At 72.6% G+C, this 22,955-nt stretch carries 27 protein-coding genes; 21 read left to right on the forward strand and 6 right to left on the reverse strand.

All coding sequences use genetic code 11. From position 1 onward, the window contains the following. Positions 1 to 148 precede the first annotated feature (148 nt). From hisD to ACH41F_RS03240, 10 genes are all read left to right on the forward strand, one after another. A complete protein-coding gene (gene hisD / locus ACH41F_RS03195; RefSeq protein WP_398832512.1) occupies positions 149 to 1,471 on the forward strand; it encodes a histidinol dehydrogenase in 1,323 nt (440 codons plus the stop codon). Further along, entirely contained in the window at positions 1,468 to 2,577 is a 1,110-nt protein-coding gene (locus ACH41F_RS03200; protein WP_391230064.1) for a histidinol-phosphate transaminase, read from the forward strand. The genes hisD and ACH41F_RS03200 overlap by 4 nt, the downstream gene beginning before the upstream one ends. After that, the gene (gene hisB, locus ACH41F_RS03205; protein WP_020137489.1) at positions 2,574 to 3,167 is read left to right on the forward strand and encodes an imidazoleglycerol-phosphate dehydratase HisB; all 594 of its coding nucleotides are present in this window, start codon (positions 2,574 to 2,576) and stop codon (positions 3,165 to 3,167) included. Before ACH41F_RS03200 ends, hisB begins: the two co-directional genes overlap by 4 nt. After that, positions 3,164 to 3,328 carry a hypothetical protein gene (locus ACH41F_RS03210; RefSeq protein ID WP_289915760.1) on the forward strand — a complete coding sequence of 55 codons (165 nt, stop codon included), beginning with the start codon at positions 3,164 to 3,166 and terminating at the stop codon, positions 3,326 to 3,328. Before hisB ends, ACH41F_RS03210 begins: the two co-directional genes overlap by 4 nt. Next, entirely contained in the window at positions 3,325 to 3,972 is a 648-nt protein-coding gene (hisH, locus tag ACH41F_RS03215) for an imidazole glycerol phosphate synthase subunit HisH (protein ID WP_398832516.1), read from the forward strand. The genes ACH41F_RS03210 and hisH overlap by 4 nt, the downstream gene beginning before the upstream one ends. Beyond that, on the forward strand, positions 3,972 to 4,700 hold the full coding sequence (gene priA / locus ACH41F_RS03220; RefSeq protein ID WP_391230071.1) for a bifunctional 1-(5-phosphoribosyl)-5-((5-phosphoribosylamino)methylideneamino)imidazole-4-carboxamide isomerase/phosphoribosylanthranilate isomerase PriA: 729 nt from the start codon (positions 3,972 to 3,974) through the stop codon (positions 4,698 to 4,700). Before hisH ends, priA begins: the two co-directional genes overlap by 1 nt. Then, positions 4,697 to 5,095: a Rid family hydrolase gene (locus ACH41F_RS03225; protein WP_391230075.1), complete on the forward strand. Its 399-nt coding sequence runs from the start codon at positions 4,697 to 4,699 to the stop codon at positions 5,093 to 5,095. The genes priA and ACH41F_RS03225 overlap by 4 nt, the downstream gene beginning before the upstream one ends. Continuing rightward, positions 5,092 to 5,847 (forward strand): imidazole glycerol phosphate synthase subunit HisF, encoded by a 756-nt coding sequence (gene hisF, locus ACH41F_RS03230; RefSeq protein ID WP_398832520.1) that lies wholly within the window; start codon positions 5,092 to 5,094, stop codon positions 5,845 to 5,847. The genes ACH41F_RS03225 and hisF overlap by 4 nt, the downstream gene beginning before the upstream one ends. A gap of 124 nt (positions 5,848 to 5,971) precedes the next feature. Next, positions 5,972 to 6,562, forward strand: coding sequence for an ArsR/SmtB family transcription factor (locus tag ACH41F_RS03235; protein ID WP_398832523.1), 591 nt, complete (start codon positions 5,972 to 5,974; stop codon positions 6,560 to 6,562). Positions 6,563 to 6,576: 14 nt separating this feature from the next. After that, positions 6,577 to 7,827, forward strand: coding sequence for an MFS transporter (locus tag ACH41F_RS03240; RefSeq protein ID WP_398832525.1), 1,251 nt, complete (start codon positions 6,577 to 6,579; stop codon positions 7,825 to 7,827). Positions 7,828 to 7,830: 3 nt separating this feature from the next. Here ACH41F_RS03240 and ACH41F_RS03245 read toward each other — a convergent pair whose 3' ends face one another. After that, entirely contained in the window at positions 7,831 to 8,466 is a 636-nt protein-coding gene (locus tag ACH41F_RS03245; protein WP_391230080.1) for a TIGR03085 family metal-binding protein, read from the reverse strand. A gap of 83 nt (positions 8,467 to 8,549) precedes the next feature. On the opposite strand from ACH41F_RS03245, the gene hisI reads away from it, so the two are divergent. The 11 genes from hisI (at position 8,550) to lgt (ending at position 17,412) form a co-directional block, all read left to right on the forward strand. Continuing rightward, a complete protein-coding gene (gene hisI / locus ACH41F_RS03250) occupies positions 8,550 to 8,975 on the forward strand; it encodes a phosphoribosyl-AMP cyclohydrolase (RefSeq protein WP_391230082.1) in 426 nt (141 codons plus the stop codon). Between the two features lie 11 nt (positions 8,976 to 8,986). Beyond that, the gene (locus ACH41F_RS03255; RefSeq protein ID WP_398832528.1) at positions 8,987 to 10,474 is read left to right on the forward strand and encodes an anthranilate synthase component I; all 1,488 of its coding nucleotides are present in this window, start codon (positions 8,987 to 8,989) and stop codon (positions 10,472 to 10,474) included. An 81-nt stretch (positions 10,475 to 10,555) separates the two neighbouring features. Continuing rightward, a complete protein-coding gene (locus tag ACH41F_RS03260) occupies positions 10,556 to 11,197 on the forward strand; it encodes a TIGR02234 family membrane protein (protein ID WP_398832530.1) in 642 nt (213 codons plus the stop codon). A gap of 151 nt (positions 11,198 to 11,348) precedes the next feature. Continuing rightward, positions 11,349 to 11,597 (forward strand): HGxxPAAW family protein, encoded by a 249-nt coding sequence (locus ACH41F_RS03265; RefSeq protein WP_391230087.1) that lies wholly within the window; start codon positions 11,349 to 11,351, stop codon positions 11,595 to 11,597. An 83-nt stretch (positions 11,598 to 11,680) separates the two neighbouring features. Continuing rightward, positions 11,681 to 12,121, forward strand: coding sequence for a DUF2752 domain-containing protein (locus ACH41F_RS03270; protein ID WP_398832533.1), 441 nt, complete (start codon positions 11,681 to 11,683; stop codon positions 12,119 to 12,121). Between the two features lie 136 nt (positions 12,122 to 12,257). Then, complete coding sequence (trpC, locus tag ACH41F_RS03275) at positions 12,258 to 13,067, forward strand: indole-3-glycerol phosphate synthase TrpC (protein WP_391230090.1); 810 nt, start codon at positions 12,258 to 12,260, stop codon at positions 13,065 to 13,067. A gap of 22 nt (positions 13,068 to 13,089) precedes the next feature. After that, on the forward strand, positions 13,090 to 13,287 hold the full coding sequence (gene trpM, locus ACH41F_RS03280) for a tryptophan biosynthesis modulator TrpM (protein ID WP_391230091.1): 198 nt from the start codon (positions 13,090 to 13,092) through the stop codon (positions 13,285 to 13,287). Positions 13,288 to 13,364: 77 nt separating this feature from the next. Then, complete coding sequence (gene trpB / locus ACH41F_RS03285; protein ID WP_398832536.1) at positions 13,365 to 14,648, forward strand: tryptophan synthase subunit beta; 1,284 nt, start codon at positions 13,365 to 13,367, stop codon at positions 14,646 to 14,648. A gap of 8 nt (positions 14,649 to 14,656) precedes the next feature. Then, positions 14,657 to 15,481 carry a tryptophan synthase subunit alpha gene (gene trpA / locus ACH41F_RS03290; RefSeq protein ID WP_398832538.1) on the forward strand — a complete coding sequence of 275 codons (825 nt, stop codon included), beginning with the start codon at positions 14,657 to 14,659 and terminating at the stop codon, positions 15,479 to 15,481. Between the two features lie 109 nt (positions 15,482 to 15,590). Beyond that, on the forward strand, positions 15,591 to 16,367 hold the full coding sequence (locus tag ACH41F_RS03295) for a thioredoxin domain-containing protein (RefSeq protein WP_391230096.1): 777 nt from the start codon (positions 15,591 to 15,593) through the stop codon (positions 16,365 to 16,367). 82 nt (positions 16,368 to 16,449) lie between these two features. Continuing rightward, on the forward strand, positions 16,450 to 17,412 hold the full coding sequence (gene lgt / locus ACH41F_RS03300) for a prolipoprotein diacylglyceryl transferase (protein ID WP_391230098.1): 963 nt from the start codon (positions 16,450 to 16,452) through the stop codon (positions 17,410 to 17,412). A gap of 107 nt (positions 17,413 to 17,519) precedes the next feature. Here lgt and ACH41F_RS03305 read toward each other — a convergent pair whose 3' ends face one another. The 5 genes from ACH41F_RS03305 to ACH41F_RS03325 are packed head-to-tail and all read right to left on the reverse strand — an operon-like array spanning position 17,520 to position 22,948. Further along, a complete protein-coding gene (locus ACH41F_RS03305; protein WP_391230100.1) occupies positions 17,520 to 18,344 on the reverse strand; it encodes an aldolase/citrate lyase family protein in 825 nt (274 codons plus the stop codon). After that, positions 18,341 to 19,546 (reverse strand): CoA transferase, encoded by a 1,206-nt coding sequence (locus ACH41F_RS03310; protein ID WP_391230103.1) that lies wholly within the window; start codon positions 19,544 to 19,546, stop codon positions 18,341 to 18,343. The genes ACH41F_RS03305 and ACH41F_RS03310 overlap by 4 nt, the downstream gene beginning before the upstream one ends. Continuing rightward, a complete protein-coding gene (rbsK, locus tag ACH41F_RS03315; protein ID WP_391230105.1) occupies positions 19,543 to 20,436 on the reverse strand; it encodes a ribokinase in 894 nt (297 codons plus the stop codon). The genes ACH41F_RS03310 and rbsK overlap by 4 nt, the downstream gene beginning before the upstream one ends. After that, on the reverse strand, positions 20,433 to 21,794 hold the full coding sequence (locus ACH41F_RS03320) for an ADP-ribosylglycohydrolase family protein (protein ID WP_391230107.1): 1,362 nt from the start codon (positions 21,792 to 21,794) through the stop codon (positions 20,433 to 20,435). Before ACH41F_RS03320 ends, rbsK begins: the two co-directional genes overlap by 4 nt. Further along, positions 21,782 to 22,948, reverse strand: coding sequence for an ADP-ribosylglycohydrolase family protein (locus ACH41F_RS03325; protein ID WP_391230109.1), 1,167 nt, complete (start codon positions 22,946 to 22,948; stop codon positions 21,782 to 21,784). The genes ACH41F_RS03320 and ACH41F_RS03325 overlap by 13 nt, the downstream gene beginning before the upstream one ends. Positions 22,949 to 22,955 lie beyond the last annotated feature (7 nt).

A 22,955-nucleotide genomic window follows, 5' to 3' on the forward strand; every position in this document is an offset into this window, starting at 1 on the left:
CCCCTCGGTCGCTCACACATTTCGCACAACCGTTCATGCCCGTTGGCCGGCGCCCTGAACGCCGGACGTCGGTGGGATCTTCGACGGCGCGTATCAGCCATTGGAATGCCCGAACGACGCCCGACCGCGGTCTGAGAGAATTGACCTCGTGATCTCCCGAATCGACCTGCGCGGCGACGCCCTCCCCGAGGGCCCCGCCCTGCGCGACCTGCTGCCCCGAGCCGACTTCGACGTCTCGGCCGCCCTGGAGAAGGTGCGTCCGATCTGCGAGGCCGTGCATCATCGGGGTGACGCGGCGCTGATCGACTTCGCGGAGAAGTTCGACGGGGTCCGACTGGAATCCGTACGGGTCCCGGCCCGGGCGATCGCCGAGGCGCTCGAGGAACTCGACCCGGCCGTCCGCGCGGCCCTGGAGGAGTCCATCCGGCGCGCCCGTCTCGTCCACCGCGAGCAGCGCCGTACGACCCACACGACCCAGGTCGTGCCGGGCGGGACCGTGACCGAGAAGTGGGTCCCCGTCGACCGGGTCGGGCTGTACGCGCCCGGCGGGCGGGCCGTCTACCCGTCCTCCGTGATCATGAACGTGGTCCCGGCCCAGGAGGCCGGCGTCGAGTCGCTCGCCCTCGCCTCCCCGGCGCAGGCCGAGTTCGGCGGGCTGCCGCACCCGACGATCCTCGCCGCCTGCGCGCTGCTCGGCGTGGACGAGGTGTACGCCGCCGGTGGCGCGACCGCCGTCGCGATGTTCGCGTACGGCACCGAGTCCTGCCCGCCCACCGACATGGTCACCGGCCCCGGCAACATCTGGGTCGCCGCCGCCAAGCGCTACTTCACCGGCAAGATCGGCATCGACGCCGAGGCCGGCCCGACCGAGATCGCGATCCTCGCGGACGACACCGCCGACCCGGTGCACGTGGCCGCCGACCTGATCAGCCAGGCCGAGCACGACCCGCTCGCGGCGGCCGTCCTGGTCACCGACTCCGTGGCGCTCGCCGACGCGGTCGAGAAGGAACTGGAGCCGCAGGTCGCGGCCAGCAAGCACGTCGAGGACCGGATCCGCCCCGCCCTCGCGGGCCGGCAGTCCGCGATCGTCCTGGTCGACGGCGTCGAGGAGGGGTTGCGGGTCGTCAACGCCTACGGCGCCGAGCACCTGGAGATCCAGACGGCCGACGCGGCCGCCCTGGCCGACCGGGTGCGCAACGCCGGCGCGATCTTCATCGGCCCCTGGGCGCCGGTCTCCCTCGGCGACTACGCCGCCGGGTCCAACCACGTCCTGCCCACCGGCGGCTGCGCCTGCCACTCCTCCGGACTGTCCGTGCAGTCCTTCCTGCGCGGCATCCACATCGTCGACTACACCGAGGACGCGCTGGCGGACGTCGCGCACCACGTGGTGACGCTGGCCGACGCGGAGGACCTGCCGGCGCACGGCGCGGCGATCAAGGCCCGGTTCGGCTGGAAGGTGCCCGGCAAGTGACCTTCGGTATCGACGATCTCCCCGTACGGGACGAGCTGCGCGGCAAGTCCCCCTACGGCGCGCCCCAGTTGGACGTCCCCGTACGGCTGAACACCAACGAGAACCCCTACCCGCTGCCCGAGCCGCTGGTCGAGCGGATCGCCGAGCGGGTCCGTGAGGCCGCCCGCACCCTCAACCGCTACCCGGACAGGGACGCGGTCGAACTGCGCACACGGCTCGCCGCGTACCTGACGGACACCACCGGTCACCACGTCGGGCTCGCCAACGTCTGGGCCGCGAACGGCTCCAACGAGGTCCTCCAGCAGCTGCTCCAGACCTTCGGCGGACCCGGGCGCAGGGCGATCGGCTTCGAGCCGTCGTACTCCATGCACGCGCTCATCTCGCGCGGCACGGGCACGGGCTGGATCTCCGGCCCGCGGGGCGAGGACTTCACCATCGACCTGCCCGCGGCCGAGAAGGCGATCGCCGAGGAGCGGCCCGACGTCGTCTTCGTGACCACCCCCAACAACCCCACCGGCACCGCGGTCCCCGCCGAGACGGTCCTCGCCCTGTACGAGGCCGCGCAGGCGGCGAAACCCTCGCTGGTCGTGGTCGACGAGGCGTACATCGAGTTCAGCCACGGCGCCTCGCTGCTGCCGCTCATCGAGGGCCGGCCCAACCTCGTCGTCTCCCGGACCATGTCGAAGGCGTTCGGCGCGGCCGGACTGCGCCTCGGCTACCTCGCCGCGCACCCGGCGGTCGTGGACGCCGTCCAGCTCGTACGGCTGCCCTACCACCTCTCCGCGATCACCCAGGCGACCGCGCTGGCCGCCCTGGAGCACACCGACACGCTGCTGAAGTACGTCGAGCAGCTGAAGTCGGAGCGGGACCGGCTGGTCACCGCGCTGCGGGAGACCGGCTACGCGGTGGTGGAGTCCGACGCGAACTTCGTGCAGTTCGGGCTGTTCGAGGACTCCCACGCCGTCTGGCGGCAGATCCTCGACCGGGGCGTCCTGGTCCGGGACAACGGCATCCCGGGCTGGCTGCGGGTCACCGCCGGAACCCCCGAAGAGAACGACGCGTTCCTCGACGCGGTCCGTGACATCAAGAAGGAGCAGAGCGCATGAGCCGCGTAGGACGTGTGGAGCGCGTCACGAAGGAGACCTCCGTGCTCGTCGAGATCGATCTCGACGGCAGCGGCAAGGTCGACGTGTCGACAGGGGTCGGCTTCTACGACCACATGCTCGACCAGCTCGGCCGGCACGGCCTGTTCGACCTCACCGTGAAGACCGAGGGCGACCTGCACATCGACTCGCACCACACCATCGAGGACACCGCCCTCGCCCTCGGCGCCGCCTTCAAGCAGGCGCTCGGCGACAAGGTCGGCATCTACCGCTTCGGCAACTGCACGGTCCCGCTGGACGAGTCCCTCGCCCAGGTCACCGTGGACCTGTCCGGCCGCCCCTACCTCGTGCACACCGAGCCCGAGAAGATGGCGCCGATGATCGGCGAGTACGACACCACGATGACCCGGCACATCCTGGAGTCCTTCGTCGCCCAGGCCCAGATCGCGCTGCACGTGCACGTGCCCTACGGCCGCAACGCCCACCACATCGTGGAGTGCCAGTTCAAGGCCCTGGCCCGCGCCCTGAGGTACGCCTCCGAGCGCGACCCGCGCGCGGCCGGCATCCTCCCGTCCACGAAGGGCGCGCTGTGAACGGCCTGTCGACCGTCCTGATCGTCGTCGGCCTCTTCCTGGTCGGCGGGATCATCTCCTTCGTCAAGCAGGGCATGCCCAAGCAGCTCATCGTGCTGCTCTCCGTCGGCGCCGCGATGTGTCTCGTCGCCGGCGTCCTGAGGCTGGAGGTGTGGAATTGAGCGCGACGTCCGGCAAGAAGGTCGTCGTCTTCGACTACGGCTTCGGGAACGTGCGGTCCGCCGAACGCGCCCTCGCCCGTACCGGCGCCGACGTCGAGATCACGCGTGACTTCGACAGGGCCATGAACGCCGACGGACTGCTGGTGCCGGGCGTCGGCGCCTTCGCCGCCTGCATGAACGGCCTCAAGCAGGCGCGCGGCGACTGGATCATCGACCGCCGGCTCGCCGGCGGGCGCCCGGTCCTGGGCATCTGCGTCGGCATGCAGATCCTCTTCGCGCGCGGCATCGAGCACGGCGTGGAGACCGAGGGCCTCGACGAGTGGCCCGGCTCGGTCGAGCCGCTCCAGGCCGAGATCGTGCCCCACATGGGCTGGAACACCGTGGACGCGCCGGCCGGCTCCGAGCTGTTCGCCGGCCTGGACGCGGACGCCCGCTTCTACTTCGTGCACTCCTACGCCGTCCACGACTGGAACCTGGAGACCGCGAACCCCGCGATGCAGGCCCCGCTCGTGACCTGGTCCACGCACGGCAAGCCGTTCGTGGCCGCCGTGGAGAACGGCACCCTGTGGGCCACGCAGTTCCACCCCGAGAAGTCCGGCGACGCCGGTGCGCAGCTGCTGAACAACTGGATCGGAACCCTCTGATGCCCGCCACGCTTGAACTGCTCCCCGCCGTCGACGTCCGCGACGGCCAGGCCGTCCGCCTCGTGCACGGCGAGTCCGGTACCGAGACCTCGTACGGCTCCCCGCTCCAGGCCGCGCTCGCCTGGCAGTCGGCGGGTGCCGAGTGGCTGCACCTGGTCGACCTGGACGCGGCCTTCGGCACCGGCGACAACCGGGACCTGGTCCGCCAGGTCACCGAGGCGATGGACATCAAGGTCGAGCTGTCCGGCGGCATCCGCGACGACGCCTCCCTGGCGGCCGCCCTCGCCACCGGCTGCACCCGGGTGAACCTCGGCACGGCCGCCCTGGAGAGCCCGGAGTGGGTCGCCAAGGTCATCGCCGAGCACGGCGACAAGATCGCGGTGGGCCTCGACGTCCGGGGCACGACCCTCAAGGGCCGCGGCTGGACCAGTGAGGGCGGCGACCTCTACGAGGCGCTGGAGCGGCTCGACAAGGAGGGCTGCGCGCGGTACGTCGTCACCGACATCGCCAAGGACGGCACGCTCCAGGGCCCCAACCTGGAGCTGCTGCGCAACGTCTGCGCGGCGACCGACCGCCCGGTGGTCGCCTCCGGCGGGGTGTCCTCGCTGGACGACCTGCGGGCCATCGCCGAGCTGGTCCCCCTCGGTGTCGAGGGCTCCATCGTCGGGAAGGCGCTGTACGCGAAGGCGTTCACCCTGGAAGAGGCTTTGGAGGCGGTGGCTCAGTGAGTGATCTGCGACGCGTCGCGACCGGTGCGCCCTGGGAGGAGACCTTCGGGTACTCCCGCGCGGTCGAGCTGCCGAACGGCCTGGTGCTGGTCTCCGGCTGCACCTCGGTGGTGGACGGCGAGATCGCCGCGGGCGACCCGTACGAGCAGACGGTCAACGCCTTCAACGTCGCGTTCGCGGCACTGAAGGAGCTGGGGCTCGGCCGGGACGACGTGGTGCGCACGCGGCTTTACATCACCCACGCCCGGGACGTCGACGAGATCGGACGCGCTCACAAGGAGCTGTTCGACACCGTCCGGCCCGCCGCATCCATGATCATCGTCTCCGGCTTCGTGGACCCCAGCCTGGTCGTCGAGGTCGAGGTGGAGGCGTTCCGAGGAGACACCCCAGCATGACCCTCGCCGTACGAGTCATCCCCTGCCTGGACGTGGACAACGGCCGGGTCGTCAAGGGCGTCAACTTCCAGAACCTGCGGGACGCGGGCGACCCCGTCGAGATGGCCAAGGTCTACGACGCCGAGGGCGCCGACGAGCTGACGTTCCTGGACATCACCGCCTCCTCGGGCAACCGCGAGACCACGTACGACGTGGTGCGCCGCACCGCCGAGCAGGTCTTCATCCCGCTGACGGTCGGCGGCGGCGTGCGCACCGCCGAGGACGTGGACAAGTTGCTGCGGGCCGGCGCGGACAAGGTCGGCGTCAACACCGCCGCCATCGCCCGCCCCGACCTGATCCGCGAGATCGCCGAGCGGTTCGGCCGCCAGGTCCTGGTCCTGTCGGTGGACGCGCGGCGCACCGAGTCGGGTTCCTTCGAGGTCACCACCCACGGCGGCCGCCAGGGCACCGGCATCGACGCCGTCGAGTGGGCCCACCGGGCCGCCGAGCTGGGCGCGGGCGAGATCCTGCTCAACTCGATGGACGCGGACGGCACGAAGGACGGCTACGACCTGGAGATGATCGCCGCCGTCCGCAAGCACGTGACGGTCCCGGTGATCGCCTCCGGCGGCGCCGGCCGTCTGGCCGACTTCGCCCCGGCCATCGAGGCAGGCGCCGACGCGGTCCTCGCCGCCTCGGTCTTCCACTTCGGCGACCTGCGGATCGGCGAGGTCAAGGACACCCTGCGGAGGGCCGGGCACCCCGTGCGGTGACGTGTGCGAGACGTCGGGACAAGCCCCGGGCACTTGGTGCCCGGGGCTTGCTCATGGGTGGATGCGAAAGGAAAGTTGCGCAAAACTAATTGCGCAATGTTTCTTTCGCATCTACGGTGACGGTATGACAGGCAAAGAACGGGACCGCCGGATCACCGACCTGGGCACCCTCAAGGCGCTCGCGCACCCGTTGCGGATGAGGCTGTACCGGAACCTGACCCTGGCCCGGGTCGCCACCGCCTCGCAGCTGGCCGAGACGGTCGACGAGGCCGTCTCCCTCGTCAGCTACCACCTCCGCAAGCTCGCCGAGCACGGCCTGATCGAAGAGGCCCGGCCGCAGAGCGCGGACGGCCGGGAGAGATGGTGGCAGCCCGCCTCGCACGGCGTGAGCATCCGCGACGAGGACTTCCGCGACGCCCCCGAGGAAGCGGCCGCGCACACCGCGGCCAGCAGGCTCTTCGCCGAGCAGCGCATGGACATGTACCGCCGCTGGCTCGACGAACGCGCCCACTGGGGCCGCGAGTGGAACCGGACGGCCGAGTCCTCCGAGGCCGCACTGCGCCTCACCGCCGACGAACTGGCCGAGTTCAACCAGGAGATGCTCGCGCTGCTGCACAAGTACGACGAGCAGGGCCGGGCCGCCGACGCCGCAGGAGACACCGAGGGCCGCGAGAACGTCGCGGTCCACACGTACGCGTTCCCGTTCCGCGCCTGAGAGGACCCGGTCCCGTGCCCGCCACCCTGCTGTCCCCGCCCGGCACCACCCCTCGCCCCGCCCACCGCGACGGCAACGTCCTGCGCTGGCTCGCCGCCTACACCTCCTCGATGGTCGGCGACAGCGTGTACTACATCGCCCTGTCCTGGGCCGCCGTACAGGCCGGCAGCCCCACGCAGGCCGGCCTCGTGATGTCGGCGAGCGCGCTGCCGAGGGCCGTGCTGATGCTGGGCGGGGGAGTGATCGCCGACCGGTTCGGGCCACGCAGGGTGGTCATCGCGAGTGACGTGGTGCGCTGCGCGGCGGTGCTCGCGGTGGCGGCGCTGCTGTTCCTCGTCGGCCCGGGCCTGTGGCCGCTGGCCGTGCTCGCCCTGGTCTTCGGCGCCGTCGACGCCGTGTTCGTGCCGGCCGTCGGCGCCCTCCCCGCGCGCGTGACGTCACGCGACCAGCTCGCGCGCGTGCAGGGCCTGCGAGGTCTGGGCATCCGCTTCGCGAGTGTCGTCGGCGGACCGCTCGGCGGGTTCGCCGTGGCGTTCGGCGGCTCGGCGGCGGCCTTCGGCGTCGCGGGACTGCTGATCGCGATGTCCGTGCCCCTGCTGGTCCGTGTACGCCTACGGGAGGTGCCCGCCGACGACAGGGCGCCCGGGGTCCGGGGCACCGCCTGGAGCGACCTGACGGCCGGTCTGCGCCACATCCGCGGTCACCGGGTCCTCGCCCCGCTGATGTTGGCCATCGCCCTCGGCGACCTCGGCTTCGTGGGCCCCCTGAACGTCGGGCTGACGCTCCTGGCCGACGAGCGCGGCTGGGGCGCGGCGGGGATGGGTTCGATGCTCGCCGGGTTCGGTGTCGGCGCGGGTGCCGCGTCCCTGCTGCTGGCGGTGCGCGGACGGCTGCCGCACGCGGGGCGGGTGGCGGCGGTCACGATCATCGCAGGCTCGATCGCGATCGGGGCCCTCGCCCAGGCGCCGAGCATCGCCGTCGCCGTCGGCACGGCCCTGCTGGTCGGGCTGCTCGCCGGGCTCAGCGGCGCGATGTGCGCGGCCCTGCTCCAGACGCAGGCCGAGCCCGCCTACCTGGGCCGGGTCACCGCCGTGGCCAGTCTGGTGAGTCTGGGGCTCGCCCCGCTGAGCATGCCGCTGTCCGCCGCGGCCGTCTCGGCGTGGGGGACCGGCCCCGTGTTCGCCGTGAGCGCGGCGGTCTGCGGGCTCGGCGGGGTCGTGGCCCTGTGCGCACGGGACCTGCGCCGCGCCGAGCTCCCGACGTAGCCCCTAGATCCCCAGCTCCTTCGCCTCGTACAGCCGGGCGATCGCGTCCTTCTCGCCGTCCAGGTCCACCTTCGCGGCGCTGTGGCGGCCGTACAGGAACAGCAGCAGCTCCGAGGGTTCGCCGGTGGCGGTGACGACCGGAGTGCCTCGGTGGGCCACCGCAGTCTGGCCGTCCGGGCGGCGCAGGACGAGGCCGGTGGGGACGCCCCGGCCCATGAGGCGGGCGGTGCGCTCCAGGCGGCTCCACAGGGCGTCCTGGAAGACGGGGTCGAGCTCGCGCGGGGTCCAGTCGGGCTGGGCGCGGCGGACGTCCTCGGTGTGGACGTAGAACTCGACCGTGTTGGACGCCTCGTCGATCTGCTTGAGGGAGAACGGGGAGAAGCGCGGCGGGCCGGTACGGATCAGCTGGATCAGTTCCTCGTACGGCTTGGCCGCGAACTCCTCCATCGCCTTGTCCAGGCGGGCGGAGAGCTGCTTGATGAGCAGCCCCGCGGAGGCGTCGGGCCGGCGCTCGCGCACCACCACGTGCGCGGCGAGGTCACGGGTGCGCCAGCCCTCGCACAGCGTCGGCCCCTCCGGGCCGGCGGTCTCCAGAAGGTCGGCGAGCAGAAGTCGTTCACGCTTGGCGAAAGTCGACATGCCGTCAGCCTACGACCGCGGCGGCGGTCCGCACAGTGGACACCGCGCCGGTCCTGTCAGTGGCGCGCGGCACAATGGCACCCATGACCAGCACGACCGGTACGCCCCGGCCCAGCAGCCTCGACCCCGAGATCGCCGCGCGCCTCAAGCGCGGCGCCGACGGGCTCTTTCCAGCCGTCGCCCAGCAGTACGACACCGGCGAGGTGCTCATGCTCGGCTGGATGGACGACGAGGCGCTGCACCGCACGCTGACCACCGGCCGCTGCACCTACTGGTCGCGCAGCCGCCAGGAGTACTGGGTCAAGGGCGACACCTCCGGCCACTTCCAGTGGGTGAAGTCGGTCGCGCTGGACTGCGACGCGGACACCGTGCTGGTCAAGGTCGACCAGGTCGGCGCCGCCTGCCACACCGGCGCCCGCACCTGCTTCGACGCCGACGTGCTCCTCGACGACGGCCCCGCCGGCGACCAGGGCGCCGCCGATTCCGGCACACCCGCCTCGGATCAGTAAGGTCAGCGGCCATGGACCTCGAGACCTTCCGCAAGCTCGCCACCGACCGACGCGTCATCCCGGTCACGCGCAAGCTCCTCGCCGACGGCGACACCCCGGTCGCGCTCTACCGCAAGCTCGCCGCCGAGCGCCCCGGTACCTTCCTGCTGGAGTCCGCGGAGAACGGCCGCACGGCTTTTCGATGGTCTCGCTACTCCTTCGTGGGCGTCCGCTCCGCCGCCACCCTGACGGCGCGTGACGGCCAGGCCCACTGGCTGGGCACCCCACCGGTCGGCGTTCCCGTCGACGGCGACCCCCTCGCCGCCCTGCGCGCCACCATCGAGGCCCTGCACACCCCCCACCAGGAGGGCCTGCCGCCCTTCACCGGCGGCATGGTCGGCTACCTCGGCTACGACATCGTGCGCCGCCTGGAGAAGATCGGCCCCGGCGAGCGCGACGACCTGCAGCTCCCCGAGCTGACCATGCTCCTGACCAGCGACCTCGCGGTGATGGACCACTGGGAGGGCTCGGTCCTGCTGATCGCCAACGCGATCAACCACAACGACCTCGACACCGGCGTCGACGAGGCCCACGCCGACGCGGTGGCCCGCCTGGACGCCATGGAGGCGGACCTCTCCCGAGCGGTGGCCCAGCCGCCCGCCGTCCTCCCGCCCTCCGAGCTGCCCGAGTACACGGCCCGCTGGGGCGGCCCGGACTTCCAGGAGGCCGTCGAGGACATCAAGGAGCGGATCCGCGCGGGCGAGGCCTTCCAGGTCGTCCCCTCGCAGCGCTTCGAGACACCGTGCACGGCGAGCGCGCTGGACGTGTACCGGGTCCTGCGGGCCACCAACCCCTCGCCGTACATGTACCTGTTCCGGTTCGACGGTTTTGACGTCGTCGGATCCAGCCCCGAGGCCCTGGTCAAGGTCGAGGACGGACGGGCCATGGTCCACCCCATCGCCGGCACCCGGTGGCGCGGGGCGACCCCGCAGGAGGACCAGGCCCTCGCCGAGGAGCTGCTCGCCGACCCCAAGGAGCGCGCCGAGCACCTGATGCTCGTCGACCTCGGCCGCAACGACCTGGGGCGGGTCTGCGAGCCGGGCTCGGTGGAGGTCGTGGACTTCATGTCCGTCGAGCGCTACTCCCACGTCATGCACATCGTCTCGACGGTGACCGGCAGGGTCGCGCCGGGCCGCACCGCCTTCGACGTCCTCACCGCCTGCTTCCCCGCGGGCACCCTCTCCGGCGCCCCCAAGCCCCGCGCGATGCAGATCATCGACGAACTCGAGCCGTCCCGGCGCGGGTTGTACGGCGGCTGCGTCGGCTACCTCGACTTCGCGGGCGACTCCGACACGGCCATCGCCATCCGCACGGCCCTGCTGCGCGACGGCACCGCCTACGTCCAGGCCGGCGCCGGCATCGTCGCCGACTCCGACCCGGTCGCCGAGGACACCGAGTGCCGCAACAAGGCGGCGGCGGTGCTGCGCGCGGTGCACACGGCGAACCGCCTCGGCGCATAGGCCGCGCGGGAGCGCCTCCGCGACGAATGGGGCGCTTCTCATACGGCCCCGGGTGACGGTTCGCCCGGGGTTCGGGCGATAGTGGGGTACGTGACTGCCGTACCTCACCCCCGTTCCGAAGCCGCGGGCCCCGCCAGGGCCGGCCGCGTCAGCCTCGCCGTAGCCCTGCTGTCCGGCGCGCTCGGCGCGGCCGTGGCGCTGCTCGCGACCCGACAGCAGTGGTCGGAGGGCACCGCCACCGTGGCCGGCGGCGACTTCCCGCTGACCGCCCGGGGCAGCGACGTCACCGGCGTCCCCGCCGCCCTCGCCATAGTGGGCCTCGCCGCGCTCGTCGCCGTCTTCGCCGTCCGCAGGGCCGGCCGCCTCGCCGTCGCCGGACTGCTCGCGCTCTCCGGCGCGGGCATCGTCGCCGCCTCCTTGCTCGGCGCGTCCGACAGCTCCGCGCTCGACGAGCAGGCCGCGAAGGCCTCCGGCGACGCGTCCGCCACGGTCGGTGCCCTGAGCCACACCGCCTGGCCCTACGTCGCCGCCGTCGGCGGGGCGCTGATCCTGCTGGCCGGGCTGCTCGCCCTGCGGTACGGGCGGCTGTGGCCCGCGATGTCCGGCCGGTACGAGCGCAACGGCGCGCCGCGTCCCGCTCGCAGGCCGAAGGCCGCGGACCCCGACCGGCCCGAGGAGATGTGGAAGGCCCTGGACCGAGGAGAGGACCCCACGGGCGCCTGAGGGCCGGTCCCCGACCGCCGTCCGGCGAGGGCCGGCGCGCCCGGCGCGCCCGGCTCGGTCGGGCCACCCCCGATCACGTCGCACGCGCGCGTACGGGACAATGGTCGCGAGCGTCCGGCTCAGACACGTTTACAGCAACGAGGAGCAAGTCATGGCGGGCAGCAGCCACGGTCACACCCCGGCCGCCTGGACCGGTGTCACTATCGCCTTCATCGGTTTCTGCGTCGCGGGCGCCTTCATGGTCCTGGCCAGCCCGGTCGGCTTCTGGGCGGGCATGGCGATCGTGGTCCTCGGCGGCATCGTCGGCTGGATCATGAGCGCGATGGGCATGGGCATGCCGAAGGATGCTCACAAGCCGCTGGTCACCTCCACGCCGGAGACGGCCGGCTCGAAGAGCTGATCGCCGTACGGCAGTCGCGTACGACCACTCGAGGGGCGGCCCGTGCCGCCCCTCACGCGCGTCCGGGGCCCGGCGGGGGCACAATGCAAGGCGTGAACGCCGACAGCCACAGGGTGACGCCGTACGCGGCGCGAGCGGGCCGCCTGGCCGTGCCCGCGGGGGTCCTCGCGGCCGTCGCCGGGGCGTTCGGGTACGTCGCCGCCGTCGACCCCAACGAACCGGGCCACTACCCCGTCTGCCCGCTCCTGCGCCTCACCGGCCTGTACTGCCCCGGCTGCGGCGGACTGCGCAGCGCCCACGCTTTCGCGCACGGGGACTTCCTGACGGCCCTCCAGGCCAACGCGCCCGCCGTGCTCGGCTATCTGGGGTTCGCGGTGCTGTGGACCGTCTGGGTGGTCCGCACCGCGCGCGGACGGCCGCTGCGGCTCGACGCCGGGCCGGCGCTCCTGTGGACCGCGGGCACGTTGCTGCTGGTCTTCACCGTTGTCCGGAACCTGCCCTTCGGTGGCTGGTTGCACCCTTGATCAATGGGTGAACGTCCAGGTAGTGGGACCGCCGTCAACCGGATGTGAGGCCTTGGCCCTCCTCCGGATACCATCGCAGTGACCACCTGTTCTCTGGTCGCTGGAACTGTCAACCGTCTGGAAGGGGGCCGCTCGCGTGAGTGTGCTCGACGAGATCATCGACGGAGTCCGTGCCGACCTCGCGGAGCGGCAGGCGCGCGTCAGCCTCGACGAGCTCAAGGAGCGCGCGGCGAAGGCTCCCGCGGCCAAGGACGGGGTGGCCGCCCTCCGCGGCGACGGCGTCAAGGTCATCTGCGAGGTCAAGCGCTCCAGCCCCTCCAAGGGCGCGCTGGCCGCGATCGCCGACCCCGCCGGACTCGCCGCGGACTACGAAGCGGGGGGCGCGGCCGTCATCTCCGTCCTCACCGAGCAGCGCCGCTTCGGCGGCTCGCTGGCCGACCTGGAGGCGGTCCGCGCACGCGTGGACATCCCCGTCCTGCGCAAGGACTTCATCGTCACCTCGTACCAGCTCTGGGAGGCTCGCGCGTACGGCGCCGACCTCGCCCTGCTGATCGTGGCCGCCCTGGACCAGCCCGCCCTGGAGTCCCTCGTCGAGCGCGCGGTGTCCATCGGACTCACCCCGATCGTCGAGGTCCACGACGAGGACGAGGTCGAGCGCGCGGTGGACGCCGGCGCCAAGGTCATCGGCGTCAACGCCCGCAACCTCAAGACCCTCGAGGTCGACCGCGGCACCTTCGAGCGCGTCGCCCCCGAGATCCCCGACCACATCGTCAAGATCGCCGAGTCCGGCGTCCGCGGCCCGCACGACCTCATCGCGTACGCCAATGCCGGCGCCGACGCGGTCCTGGTCGGCGAGTCCCTGGTCACCGGCAAGGACCCCAGGTCCGCGGTCTCCGACCTGGTCGCGGCGGGCGAGCACCCCGCACTGCGCCACGGGCGCGGATGATCTTTCGCTAGGCTAGGCGTCGATGACACTGACTCTGACCACTGTGGACCGGCACGCGCGCCTCGCGCGCGGCTGCCGGCCGCGAGGCTGCCGCGCCCCGGCCCGCCGGGTGCACGGCCGCAGGGTCAGGTACGTCATCGGAGACGAACCCGGGCAGGTCAACGGGCGTCGATGGCAGCGCCCCTTCGGGGGCGCGGGGAACTGCGCGACCAGCCACTGACGGCCCGCAGTCGACAGACCATCTCCGCCCCCACGGCGATCAGTGTTTCTTCCACGCACTCACCGTGAGGTCCAGCCATGCCCAGCGAGTTCTTCATCCCCGACCCCGAGGGTCAAGTCCCCAGCGCCGAAGGCTACTTCGGCGCGTTCGGCGGCAAGTTCATCCCGGAGGCCCTCGTCGCCGCCGTGGACGAGGTCGCCGTCGAGTACGACAAGGCCAAGCACGACCCCGAGTTCGCCCGCGAGCTCGACGACCTGCTCCTCAACTACACGGGCCGCCCGTCGGCGCTCACCGAGGTCCCCCGCTTCGCGGAGCACGCGGGCGGCGCCCGGGTCTTCCTCAAGCGGGAGGACCTCAACCACACCGGCTCGCACAAGATCAACAACGTGCTCGGCCAGGCCCTGCTCACCAAGCGCATGGGCAAGACCCGGGTGATCGCCGAGACCGGCGCCGGTCAGCACGGTGTCGCGACGGCCACCGCCTGCGCCCTGTTCGGCCTCGAGTGCACGATCTACATGGGCGAGATCGACACCCAGCGCCAGGCCCTCAACGTGGCCCGGATGCGCATGCTCGGCGCCGAGGTCGTCGCGGTGAAGTCCGGCAGCCGCACGCTGAAGGACGCGATCAACGAGGCGTTCCGCGACTGGGTCGCCAACGTCGACCGCACGCACTACCTCTTCGGCACGGTCGCCGGCCCCCACCCCTTCCCGGCCATGGTCCGCGACTTCCACCGCGTGATCGGCGTCGAGGCCCGCCGCCAGCTCCTGGAGCGGGCCGGCCGACTCCCCGACGCGGCCATCGCCTGCGTCGGCGGCGGCTCCAACGCCATCGGCCTCTTCCACGCCTTCATCCCCGACACCGACGTACGCCTCATCGGCTGCGAACCCGCCGGGCACGGGGTGGACACCGGCGAGCACGCGGCGACCCTCACCGCGGGCGAGCCCGGCATCCTGCACGGCTCCCGCTCCTACGTCCTCCAGGACGACGAGGGCCAGATCACCGAGCCGTACTCCATCTCGGCCGGGCTCGACTACCCGGGCATCGGCCCGGAGCACTCCTACCTCAAGGACTCCGGCCGCGGCGAGTACCGCGCGGTCACCGACGACGCGGCCATGCAGGCGCTGCGCCTGCTGTCGCGCACCGAGGGCATCATCCCGGCCATCGAGAGCGCGCACGCGCTGGCCGGTGCCCTGGAGGTCGGCAAGGAGCTCGGCAAGGACGGGCTGATCGTCGTCAACCTGTCCGGCCGCGGCGACAAGGACATGGACACGGCCGCGCGGTACTTCGGCCTGTACGACACCGACGCCGAGGTCGCGGCCGACGCCGCCGACCTCGCCGAGATCGAGGGGGACGCCAAGTGAGCGGGGCTGTGTCGAACAGTAAGAAGGGCCAACTGCTGTCGGACACCCTCGCCGCCGCCAGGGCCGAGGGCCGAGCCGCGCTCATCGCCTACCTCCCGGCCGGGTTCCCGACCGTGGACGGCGGCATCGAGGCGATCAAGGCCGCCTTCGACGGCGGCGCGGACGTCGTCGAGGTCGGACTGCCGCACAGCGACCCCGTCCTCGACGGCCCCGTCATCCAGACCGCCGACGACATCGCCCTGCGCGGCGGCGTCAGGATCGCGGACGTCATGCGCACGGTCAGGGAGACCTACGAGGCCACCGGGAAGCCGGTGCTCGTGATGACGTACTGGAACCCCATCGACCGGTACGGCGTCGAGCGCTTCACCGCCGAACTCGCCGAGGCGGGCGGCGCGGGCTGCATCCTGCCCGACCTGCCGGTGCAGGAGGCGGCCCTGTGGCGGGAGCACGCCGAGAAGCACGGGCTCGCCACGGTCTTCGTGGTGGCGCCCAGCAGCAAGGACGCGCGGCTCGCCGAGATCACCGCGGCGGGCAGCGGCTTCGTCTACGCCGCCTCGCTCATGGGGGTCACCGGCACCCGCGAGTCCGTGGGCGCGCAGGCCCAGGACCTGGTCGAGCGCACCCGCGCCACCCGGGCCGACCTGCCCGTCTGTGTCGGGCTCGGGGTCTCGAACGCCCGGCAGGCCGCCGAGGTCGCCGGCTTCGCCGACGGCGTGATCGTCGGCTCGGCCTTCGTGAAGCGGATGCTGGACGCGCCCGACGCCAAGGCCGGCGTCGAGGCGGTGCGCGAACTCGCCGGTGAACTGGCGAAGGGCGTGCGCGGACAGGCGTAGCACCGCACGCAGGGCCCGGCCGCGGTCGGGACATGTCGTACAGGTCACTCGAACGGGTGGACCTGGGGCCGGGGAGGCGCGCTGCGCCTCCCCGGTTCGTTCTGCGGGTGTGAGCGAGAAGAACCGAGACGGAAAGCGCACCGCCCGCGAGCGGCTGGCGGTCGAGCGCGAGAAGCAGAAGGCCTCGGAGAAGCGTCGACGGACGTTGATCGTGGGCGCGAGCGTGGTCTGTGTGCTGGGCCTGGCGGCGGTGATCGGAGTGGTCGCCGCCAACGCGGGCAAGGACGACGGCAGCGACTCCGCGGGCCCGGTCGTCGCGCCCTCGGGGGCCAACGGCGACGACAACCTCGCCATCCCGGTCGGAAAGACGAGCGCCAAGGCCTCGCTCACCATCTGGGAGGACTTCCGCTGCCCGGCCTGCAAGTCCTTCGAGGACGCCTACCGCTCGACGATCCACGAGCTGACGGACTCCGGACAGCTCAAGGTCGACTACCACCTCGCGACCATCATCGACGGCAACATGGGCGGCACCGGCTCCCGCAAGGCGGCCAACGCGGCGGCCTGCGCCCAGGACGCGGGCGCGTTCACCGCGTACCACGACGTGCTGTACGCGAACCAGCCGGCGGAGACCGACGACGCCTACGCCGAGAACAGCAAGCTCATCGAGCTGGCGAAGAAGGTCGACGGACTGGACACCCCCGCGTTCCGCACCTGCGTCGAGGACGGCACCCACGACAGCTGGGTCGAGAAGTCCGCCGCGGCCTTCCGCAACGGCGGCTTCAGCGGCACCCCGACCGTCCTCCTCGACGGCAAGAACATCTACCAGGACCAGACGATGACCCCGGCCAAGCTGAAGAAGCAGGTGCGGGAGGCGAACAAGGGGTAGGAGTCTTAGCCCCTCCCGTTATGGACCCGTAGCCGGGCTGCCTGCCGTGCGCGGCGCCCGGCACGGTAGCGTCGGTCCTGCCATGGAACTTGCCTACATTCCCAGCCCGTCGCACGGGGTTTACCACCTCTTCGGCCTCATTCCGCTGCGCGGCTATGCGTTCTGCATCATCATCGGCGTCTTCGTCGCGGTCTGGCTCGGCAACAAGCGCTGGGTCGCCCGGGGCGGGCGGGTCGGCACGGTGGCCGACATCTCCGTCTGGGCCGTGCCGTTCGGCCTGCTCGGCGGCCGCCTTTACCACGTGATCACGGACTACGAGCTGTACTTCAGCGCGGGCCGCGACTGGGTGGACGCCTTCAAGATCTGGGAGGGCGGCCTCGGCATCTGGGGCGCGATCGCGCTCGGCGCGCTGGGCGCCTGGATCGGCTGCCGCCGCCGGGGCATCCCGCTGCCGGCCTACGCCGACGCCATCGCTCCCGCCATCGCCCTCGCCCAGGCGATCGGCCGCTGGGGCAACTGGTTCAACCAGGAGCTGTACGGGCGGGAGACGGACCTGCCGTGGGCCCTGCACATCACGTCCACGACGGACGGCCGCGTGCCGGGCTACTACCACCCGACCTTCCTGTACGAGTCCCTGTGGTGCGTGGGCGTCGCCCTTCTCGTCATCTGGGCCGACCGCCGCTTCAAGCTCGGGCACGGACGGGCGTTCGCGCTGTACGTCGCCGCGTACTGCGTGGGCCGGTTCTGGATCGAGTACCTCCGCGTCGACGACGCCCACCACATCCTCGGCCTGCGTCTGAACAACTGGACCGCGCTGATCGTCTTCCTGCTCGCGGTGGCCTACATCGTGGTGTCGGCGAAGAAGCGGCCCGGCCGGGAAGAGGTCGTGGAGCCGGGCGCCCCCGACGGTGAGGCCGAGAAGGCCGACGGCGACGGCGACACCGAGGACGCGGCAGACCCGGAGACCGCCGAGGTGAAGGACGAGGCCGTCTCCATGGACAAGGCCACGTCGACGGACGAGGCCGGGTCGGCCAAGAAGAGCTGACGGCTGGTCGTACGACGACTGCTGGTCGTACGAGGACGAGGGGCGCCCGGGATCTGCCGGGCGCCCCTCGTCGTCCGCGGCCGGTCGCGGTCGTGCCGCGGGGCCGGTCAGGGGCGGTGGGCGAGGGACAGGGTGCGGTGTGCCGCGGCCACCACCGCCGGGTCGATGAACCGGCCGTCCGGCAGTGCCTGGGCGCCCGGCCTCGTCGCCGCCGCCCTCACGATCGTCTCCGCCCGCTCGATCTCCAGTGGTGTCGGCAGGTAGGCCCGCTCGATCACCGGGAGTTGGCACGGGTGGATGGCGGCCCGGCCCAGGAAGCCGAGGGCGCGGCCGTGGGCGCAGGAGGCCGCCAGGCCTTCGAGGTCGCGGATGTCGGGGTGGACCGACTGGGGCGGCGGAGGCAGGCCCGCCGCCCGCGCCGCCACGACGACCCGGGAACGCGCCCAGTCGAGGCCCGCGTCGTCCCGTACGCCGAGGTCGGCGCGGAGGTCCGCCTCGCCGAGGGCGATGCCGCGCAGGGCGGGGTGGGCCGCGGCGATCGGGTACGCCTGCTCCACCCCGAGGGCCGTCTCCAGGAGGGCGTACAGGGCGGGGGCGCCGCCGTCGGCGGGGGGCGTGCGCTCGGCGACGGCGGTGATCTGCCGGGGCGAGGACACCTTGGGCAGGCGGAGGCCGCCGAGCCCGGGGAGGGCGGACACCGCCGCCAGGTCCGCCGCCGCCCAAGGGGTCTCCAGGGCGTTCACACGGACGTGGACGGGCCGTGGCTGAGGCTCCGCGAGGAGGTCGGCGGTGGCGTCCCGGGCGTACGCCTTGCGGTCGGGGGAGACCGCGTCCTCCAGGTCGATCACCACCACGTCGGCACCGGCCGTCAGCGCCTTGGCCACCACCTGGGGGCGGTCGCCGGGGACGTACAGCCAGGTCAGTGCGGTCATACCGCCCCTTCCGCGCGCAGGGCCGCCAACTCGGCCTCCGTCAGGCCCAGTTCGGTGAGGACCTGCGTGGTGTCCGCGCTGTGCGGGCGGCCCGCCCAGCGGATCGCGCCGGGGGTGTCGGAGAGACGGAAGAGGACGTTCTGCATGCGCAGCGGGCCCAGCTCCGGGTCGTCGACGGTGGTGATGGTGTCGAGGGCCTGGTACTGGGGGTCCGTCATCACCTCCCGGACGTCCTGGACCGGGGCCGCCGCGGCCTCCGCCTTCTCGAAGGCCGCCAGGACCTCGGTCAGGGGGCGGGCTGCGATCCAGGTGCCGACCGCGTCGTCGAGGACGTCGGCGTGGCGGGCGCGGTCGGCACCGGTGGTGAACCAGGGCTCGGCGGTCAGGTCCTCGCGCCCGACCAGGCGCATCACCCGCTCGGCGACCGACTGGGCCGAGGTGGAGACGGCCACCCACCTGCCGTCCGCGGTGCGGTAGGTGTTGCGCGGGGCGTTGTTGGCGGAGCGGTTGCCGGTGCGCTGCTGGACGTAACCCAGCTGGTCGTACCAGGTCGGCTGGGGGCCGAGGACGCTGAGGATGGGCTCGATGATCGCCATGTCCACGACCTGGCCGTGGCCGGTGCGGTCGCGGGCGGCCAGCGCCGTCAGCACCGCGTACGCCGTCGCGAGGCCCGCGACGGAGTCGGCGAGGCCGAACGGCGGGAGCGTCGGCGGTGCGTCCGGCTCGCCGGTGACCGCGGCGAAGCCGCTCATCGCCTCGGCGAGGGTGCCGAAGCCGGGGCGGTGGGCGTACGGGCCGAACTGACCGAAGGCGGTGACCCGGGTGAGGATCAGCCGGGGGTTGGCGGCCGAGAGCTCCTCCCAGCCGAGGTCCCATTTCTCCAGGGTGCCCGGGCGGAAGTTCTCGATGACGACGTCGGCGCTCGCCGCGAGGCGGAGGAGGGTGGCGCGGCCGCCCGGCCTCGACAGGTCCAGGGTGATCGTGCGCTTGTTGCGGCCGAGGAGCTTCCACCACAGGCCGATGCCGTCCTTGGCGGGGCCGTGACCGCGGGACGGGTCCGGTTTCGTGGGGTGCTCGACCTTGACGACCTCCGCGCCGAAGTCACCGAGCATCGTGGCGGCGAGGGGGCCGGCGAAGAGGGTGGCGAGGTCCAGGACGCGGAGGCCGGAGAGGGGGGCCGCCCGGGGGTGTGCGGCCGTCATGACGTGGCCTGCTTGTCGATCTCCGGGCGGTACGGCATGGACGCCGACGCGCCGGCCCGCTGGACCGACAGAGCCGCCGCCCTGGCCGCCCACTGGAGCGCCTCGCGCATGGGGCGGCCCTCGCCGAGCGCCACCGCGAGGGTGCCGACGAACGTGTCACCGGCGCCGGTCGAGTCGACGGCGGTCACCTGCGGGGCGGGGACGGTGAGCGGTTCGCGGTCGCGGGCCAGGTACAGACTGCCCGCGGAACCGAGGGTGACGACCACCTCCGGCACCTCCTCGAGGAGGGCGGTGGCCGCGGCCATGGGGTCGACGCGGCCGGTGAGGGTGGTCGCCTCGTACTCGTTGGGGACCAACAGGTCGGTGGCGGCGAGGAGTTCGATGGGCAGCGGCTGGGCGGGGGCGGGCGTCAGGATCGTCCGGACGCCGTGGGCGCGGGCCGCCTCGGCGCCCGCCACGACCGCGGCCAGCGGGATCTCCAGCTGGAGCAGCAGGGCGTCGGCGCCGGCGATGAGACTGTCGTCGCCGGGGGCGAGGTGGTCGACGGTGCCGTTCGCGCCGGGGATCACGACGATCGCGTTGCCGCCCTCGTCGTCGACGACGATGTGGGCGGTGCCGGAGGGCCCCTCCATGGTGCGCAGGTGGTCGGTGTCGACGCCGGAGTGTTCGAGGGTGGAGCGCAGTTGGGTGCCGTAGGCGTCGTTGCCGACCGCGCCGATCATCGAGACGGTGGCGCCGGCGCGGGCCGCGGCGATCGCCTGGTTGGCGCCCTTGCCGCCGGGGATCGTGCGGAACTCCCGTCCGGTCACGGTCTCCCCGCGCTGCGGGGCCTTCCCGACGTAGGCGACGAGGTCCATGTTGGTGCTGCCGAGCACGGCGATATGGGTCATGGGCGGGAAGCCTCCACGTGGGTGAGGTGGGCGAGGGCGTCGAAGCCGGTGCCGTCGAGGTCGGCGACGGAGGTGGTGAGGCGGTTCTTCAGGGGAGCGGTCCAGCGGTCGGGGAGCCGGCGTGGGGTGCCGGCGAGGAGGGCGGCGATGCTGCCCGCGGTGGCGCCGTTGGAGTCGGTGTCCCAACCGCCGCTCACCGCCTTGCAGATGGAGGCGGTGAAGTCGCCGTCCGCGTGGGTGAGGGCGGCGGCGATCAGGGCGGTGTTGGGGACGGCGTGGACCCAGTGGTGGGTGTCGGCGTAGGTGGCGTGGAGTTCGTCCACGACCGTGTCGAAGTCGGCGCACCGCCGCGCCAGTTCGATCGCGTGCCGGATCGCCCGGGAGAGGCGGGAGGCCGGCGGGATCACGGTCAGGCCGGTGCGGAGGCAGGCGTGGATGTCGTGCGTGCCGGTCGCCGCGGTGGCGATGGTGGCCGCCGCGAACATCGCCGCGTAGACGCCGTTGGCGGTGTGGGTGAGGGTGGCGTCGCGGTGGGCCTGCTCGGCCGCGGCCGCGGGGTCGCCCGCGTTGGTCCAGCCGTGCACGTCGGCCCGGATCAGGGCGCCGATCCACTCGCGGAAGGGGTTGCGGTGGCGGGCCGTGTGCGGGGGGTCCAGGCCGAGGAGGAGGTTGCGGTAGGCGACGCGTTCGGCGGTGAAGATGCGGCCGGCGGGGAGTTCGTCGAGCCAGAGGGCGGCGACGTCCGCGGTCGTGAACCGTCTGCCGTGGCGTTGGAGCAGGAGGAGGTTGAGCAGGGGGTAGTTGAGGTCGTCGTCCTCGGGCATGCCGTCGATGTTCTCGGCGAGGGAGGTGGAGGCCGAGCGGCGGTTCCAGGGGTGGGAGCGCAGCAGGGGTTCGGGGACGCCCTGTGCCGTGAAGTACGTGTTTAGGGGCCAGTTGCCGGTGGCCGCGGCCAGCCGGCGGATGGCTTCCAGCGGGAGTTTCTCGACGGGCTTGCCCAGGAGGCATCCGACCGCCCGGCCCAGCCAGGCCGCTTCGAGGGCCGAGCGGGTGGGGGGCGCTGTGGGGGTGGGTGCGGGCCAGGCCGGACAGGCGGCCTTGATCCTCTCCAGGTCGGTCGGCTCCTGGTCCGTCAAGGTGCCGGGCAGGTCCGCGAGTTCGTCCAGCAGGTCTCCGGCCAGTCGCCGCAGGTATCCCGAGGGCCGATCCGGGGAGGCTCCGGCGCTCGGCGGGGCCTCGTTGCCGCCCGCCGTTCTCCAGCGTGCGGCGATCGTCCCGGCCTCGCGGCCGTCCAGGGCCGCCTGGCGCAGTTCGTGGCCCAGGAGGTCCTCCGGTTGGACCCAGGTCAGCCGGAGCATCGGGGGCCTCCGATCGCGGCGAAGGCGGACTCGTGGGCCCTGCGGCGGCGTACGTCCCGTTCGTGGATCTCCCGGGTCACCTCGGTGAGGGTGCGCGCCGGTTCCCAGAGGTCCAGGCGGCTGGCCTCCGCGACCGTCTTCGACCAGTCGTCCGGGACCGGGGAGCCCAGGGCGCCCGCGAGCGCGCCCGCCATCGTCGCGATCGAGTCGCAGTCGCGGCCGTAGTTGACCGAACCGAGCACCGCGTGGCGGTAGTCGCCGCCGGCCACCAGCACCATCCCCAGGGCGATGGGGAGTTCCTCGATCGTGTGGAGGCGGGAGGGGCGGCGGGCGCCCAGGGAGGGGGAGCGGTAGTCCGGGCCCACCGTGTCGTAGGGGGCCACCGCCTCTCGCAGGGGCTTGAGGGCGGACTCGTAGTCGGTGTGGGCGTGGGCCGTCTCGCAGACCTTCAGGATCGCCGTGCGGGTGCCGTCCTTCGCCAGGGACAGACAGGTGGTGACGACGGATTCCGGGGTAGCGTCGGGCGCGCAGGCCGCCGCCACCGCCGCCGCGAAGACCGCCGCCGCCTCGCGGCCGTACGAGGACTGGTGGGCGCCCGCGATGTCCAGGGCCTCCGTGTAGGCGGCCCTGGGGTTGGCCGCGTTGACCAGGCCGACGGGGGCCATGTACATCGCCGCGCCGCAGTTGACGATGTTGCCGACGCCCGCCTCGCGGGGATCGACATGGCCGTAGTGCAGCCGGGCCACCAGCCACTTCTCCGCCAGGAAGACGCGGTGGAGGGGGAGGGCCTCCTGTTCGAGTTCCGGGATCCAGCGGGGCGTCGTCATCAGGTCCGGGACCAGGTGCTCGGCGATCGCGTACGCGTCGAGGTGGTCCCGGACCCGGGCGTAGACCCTGATCAGGGCGTGGGTCATCAAGGTGTCGTCGGTGACGTGGCCGTCGCCCTTGTGGTACGGGGCGATGGGGCGTGCGGTGCGCCAGGCGTCGCCGTTCCAGGGGCCGACGACGCCGTGGACGCGGCCGGCGTGGCGTTCGAGGATCTGGTCGGGGGAGTAGCCCTCCACCGGGCCGCCCAGGGCGTCGCCGACCGCCGCGCCCACGAGGGCGCCGGAGATCCGGTCGTCCAGGCTGATTTCTTCTTCTTTGGGCGTCATGCCCGAA

The organism is Streptomyces sp. NPDC020489, from assembly GCF_044386545.1.
Lineage (GTDB): Bacteria > Actinomycetota > Actinomycetes > Streptomycetales > Streptomycetaceae > Streptomyces.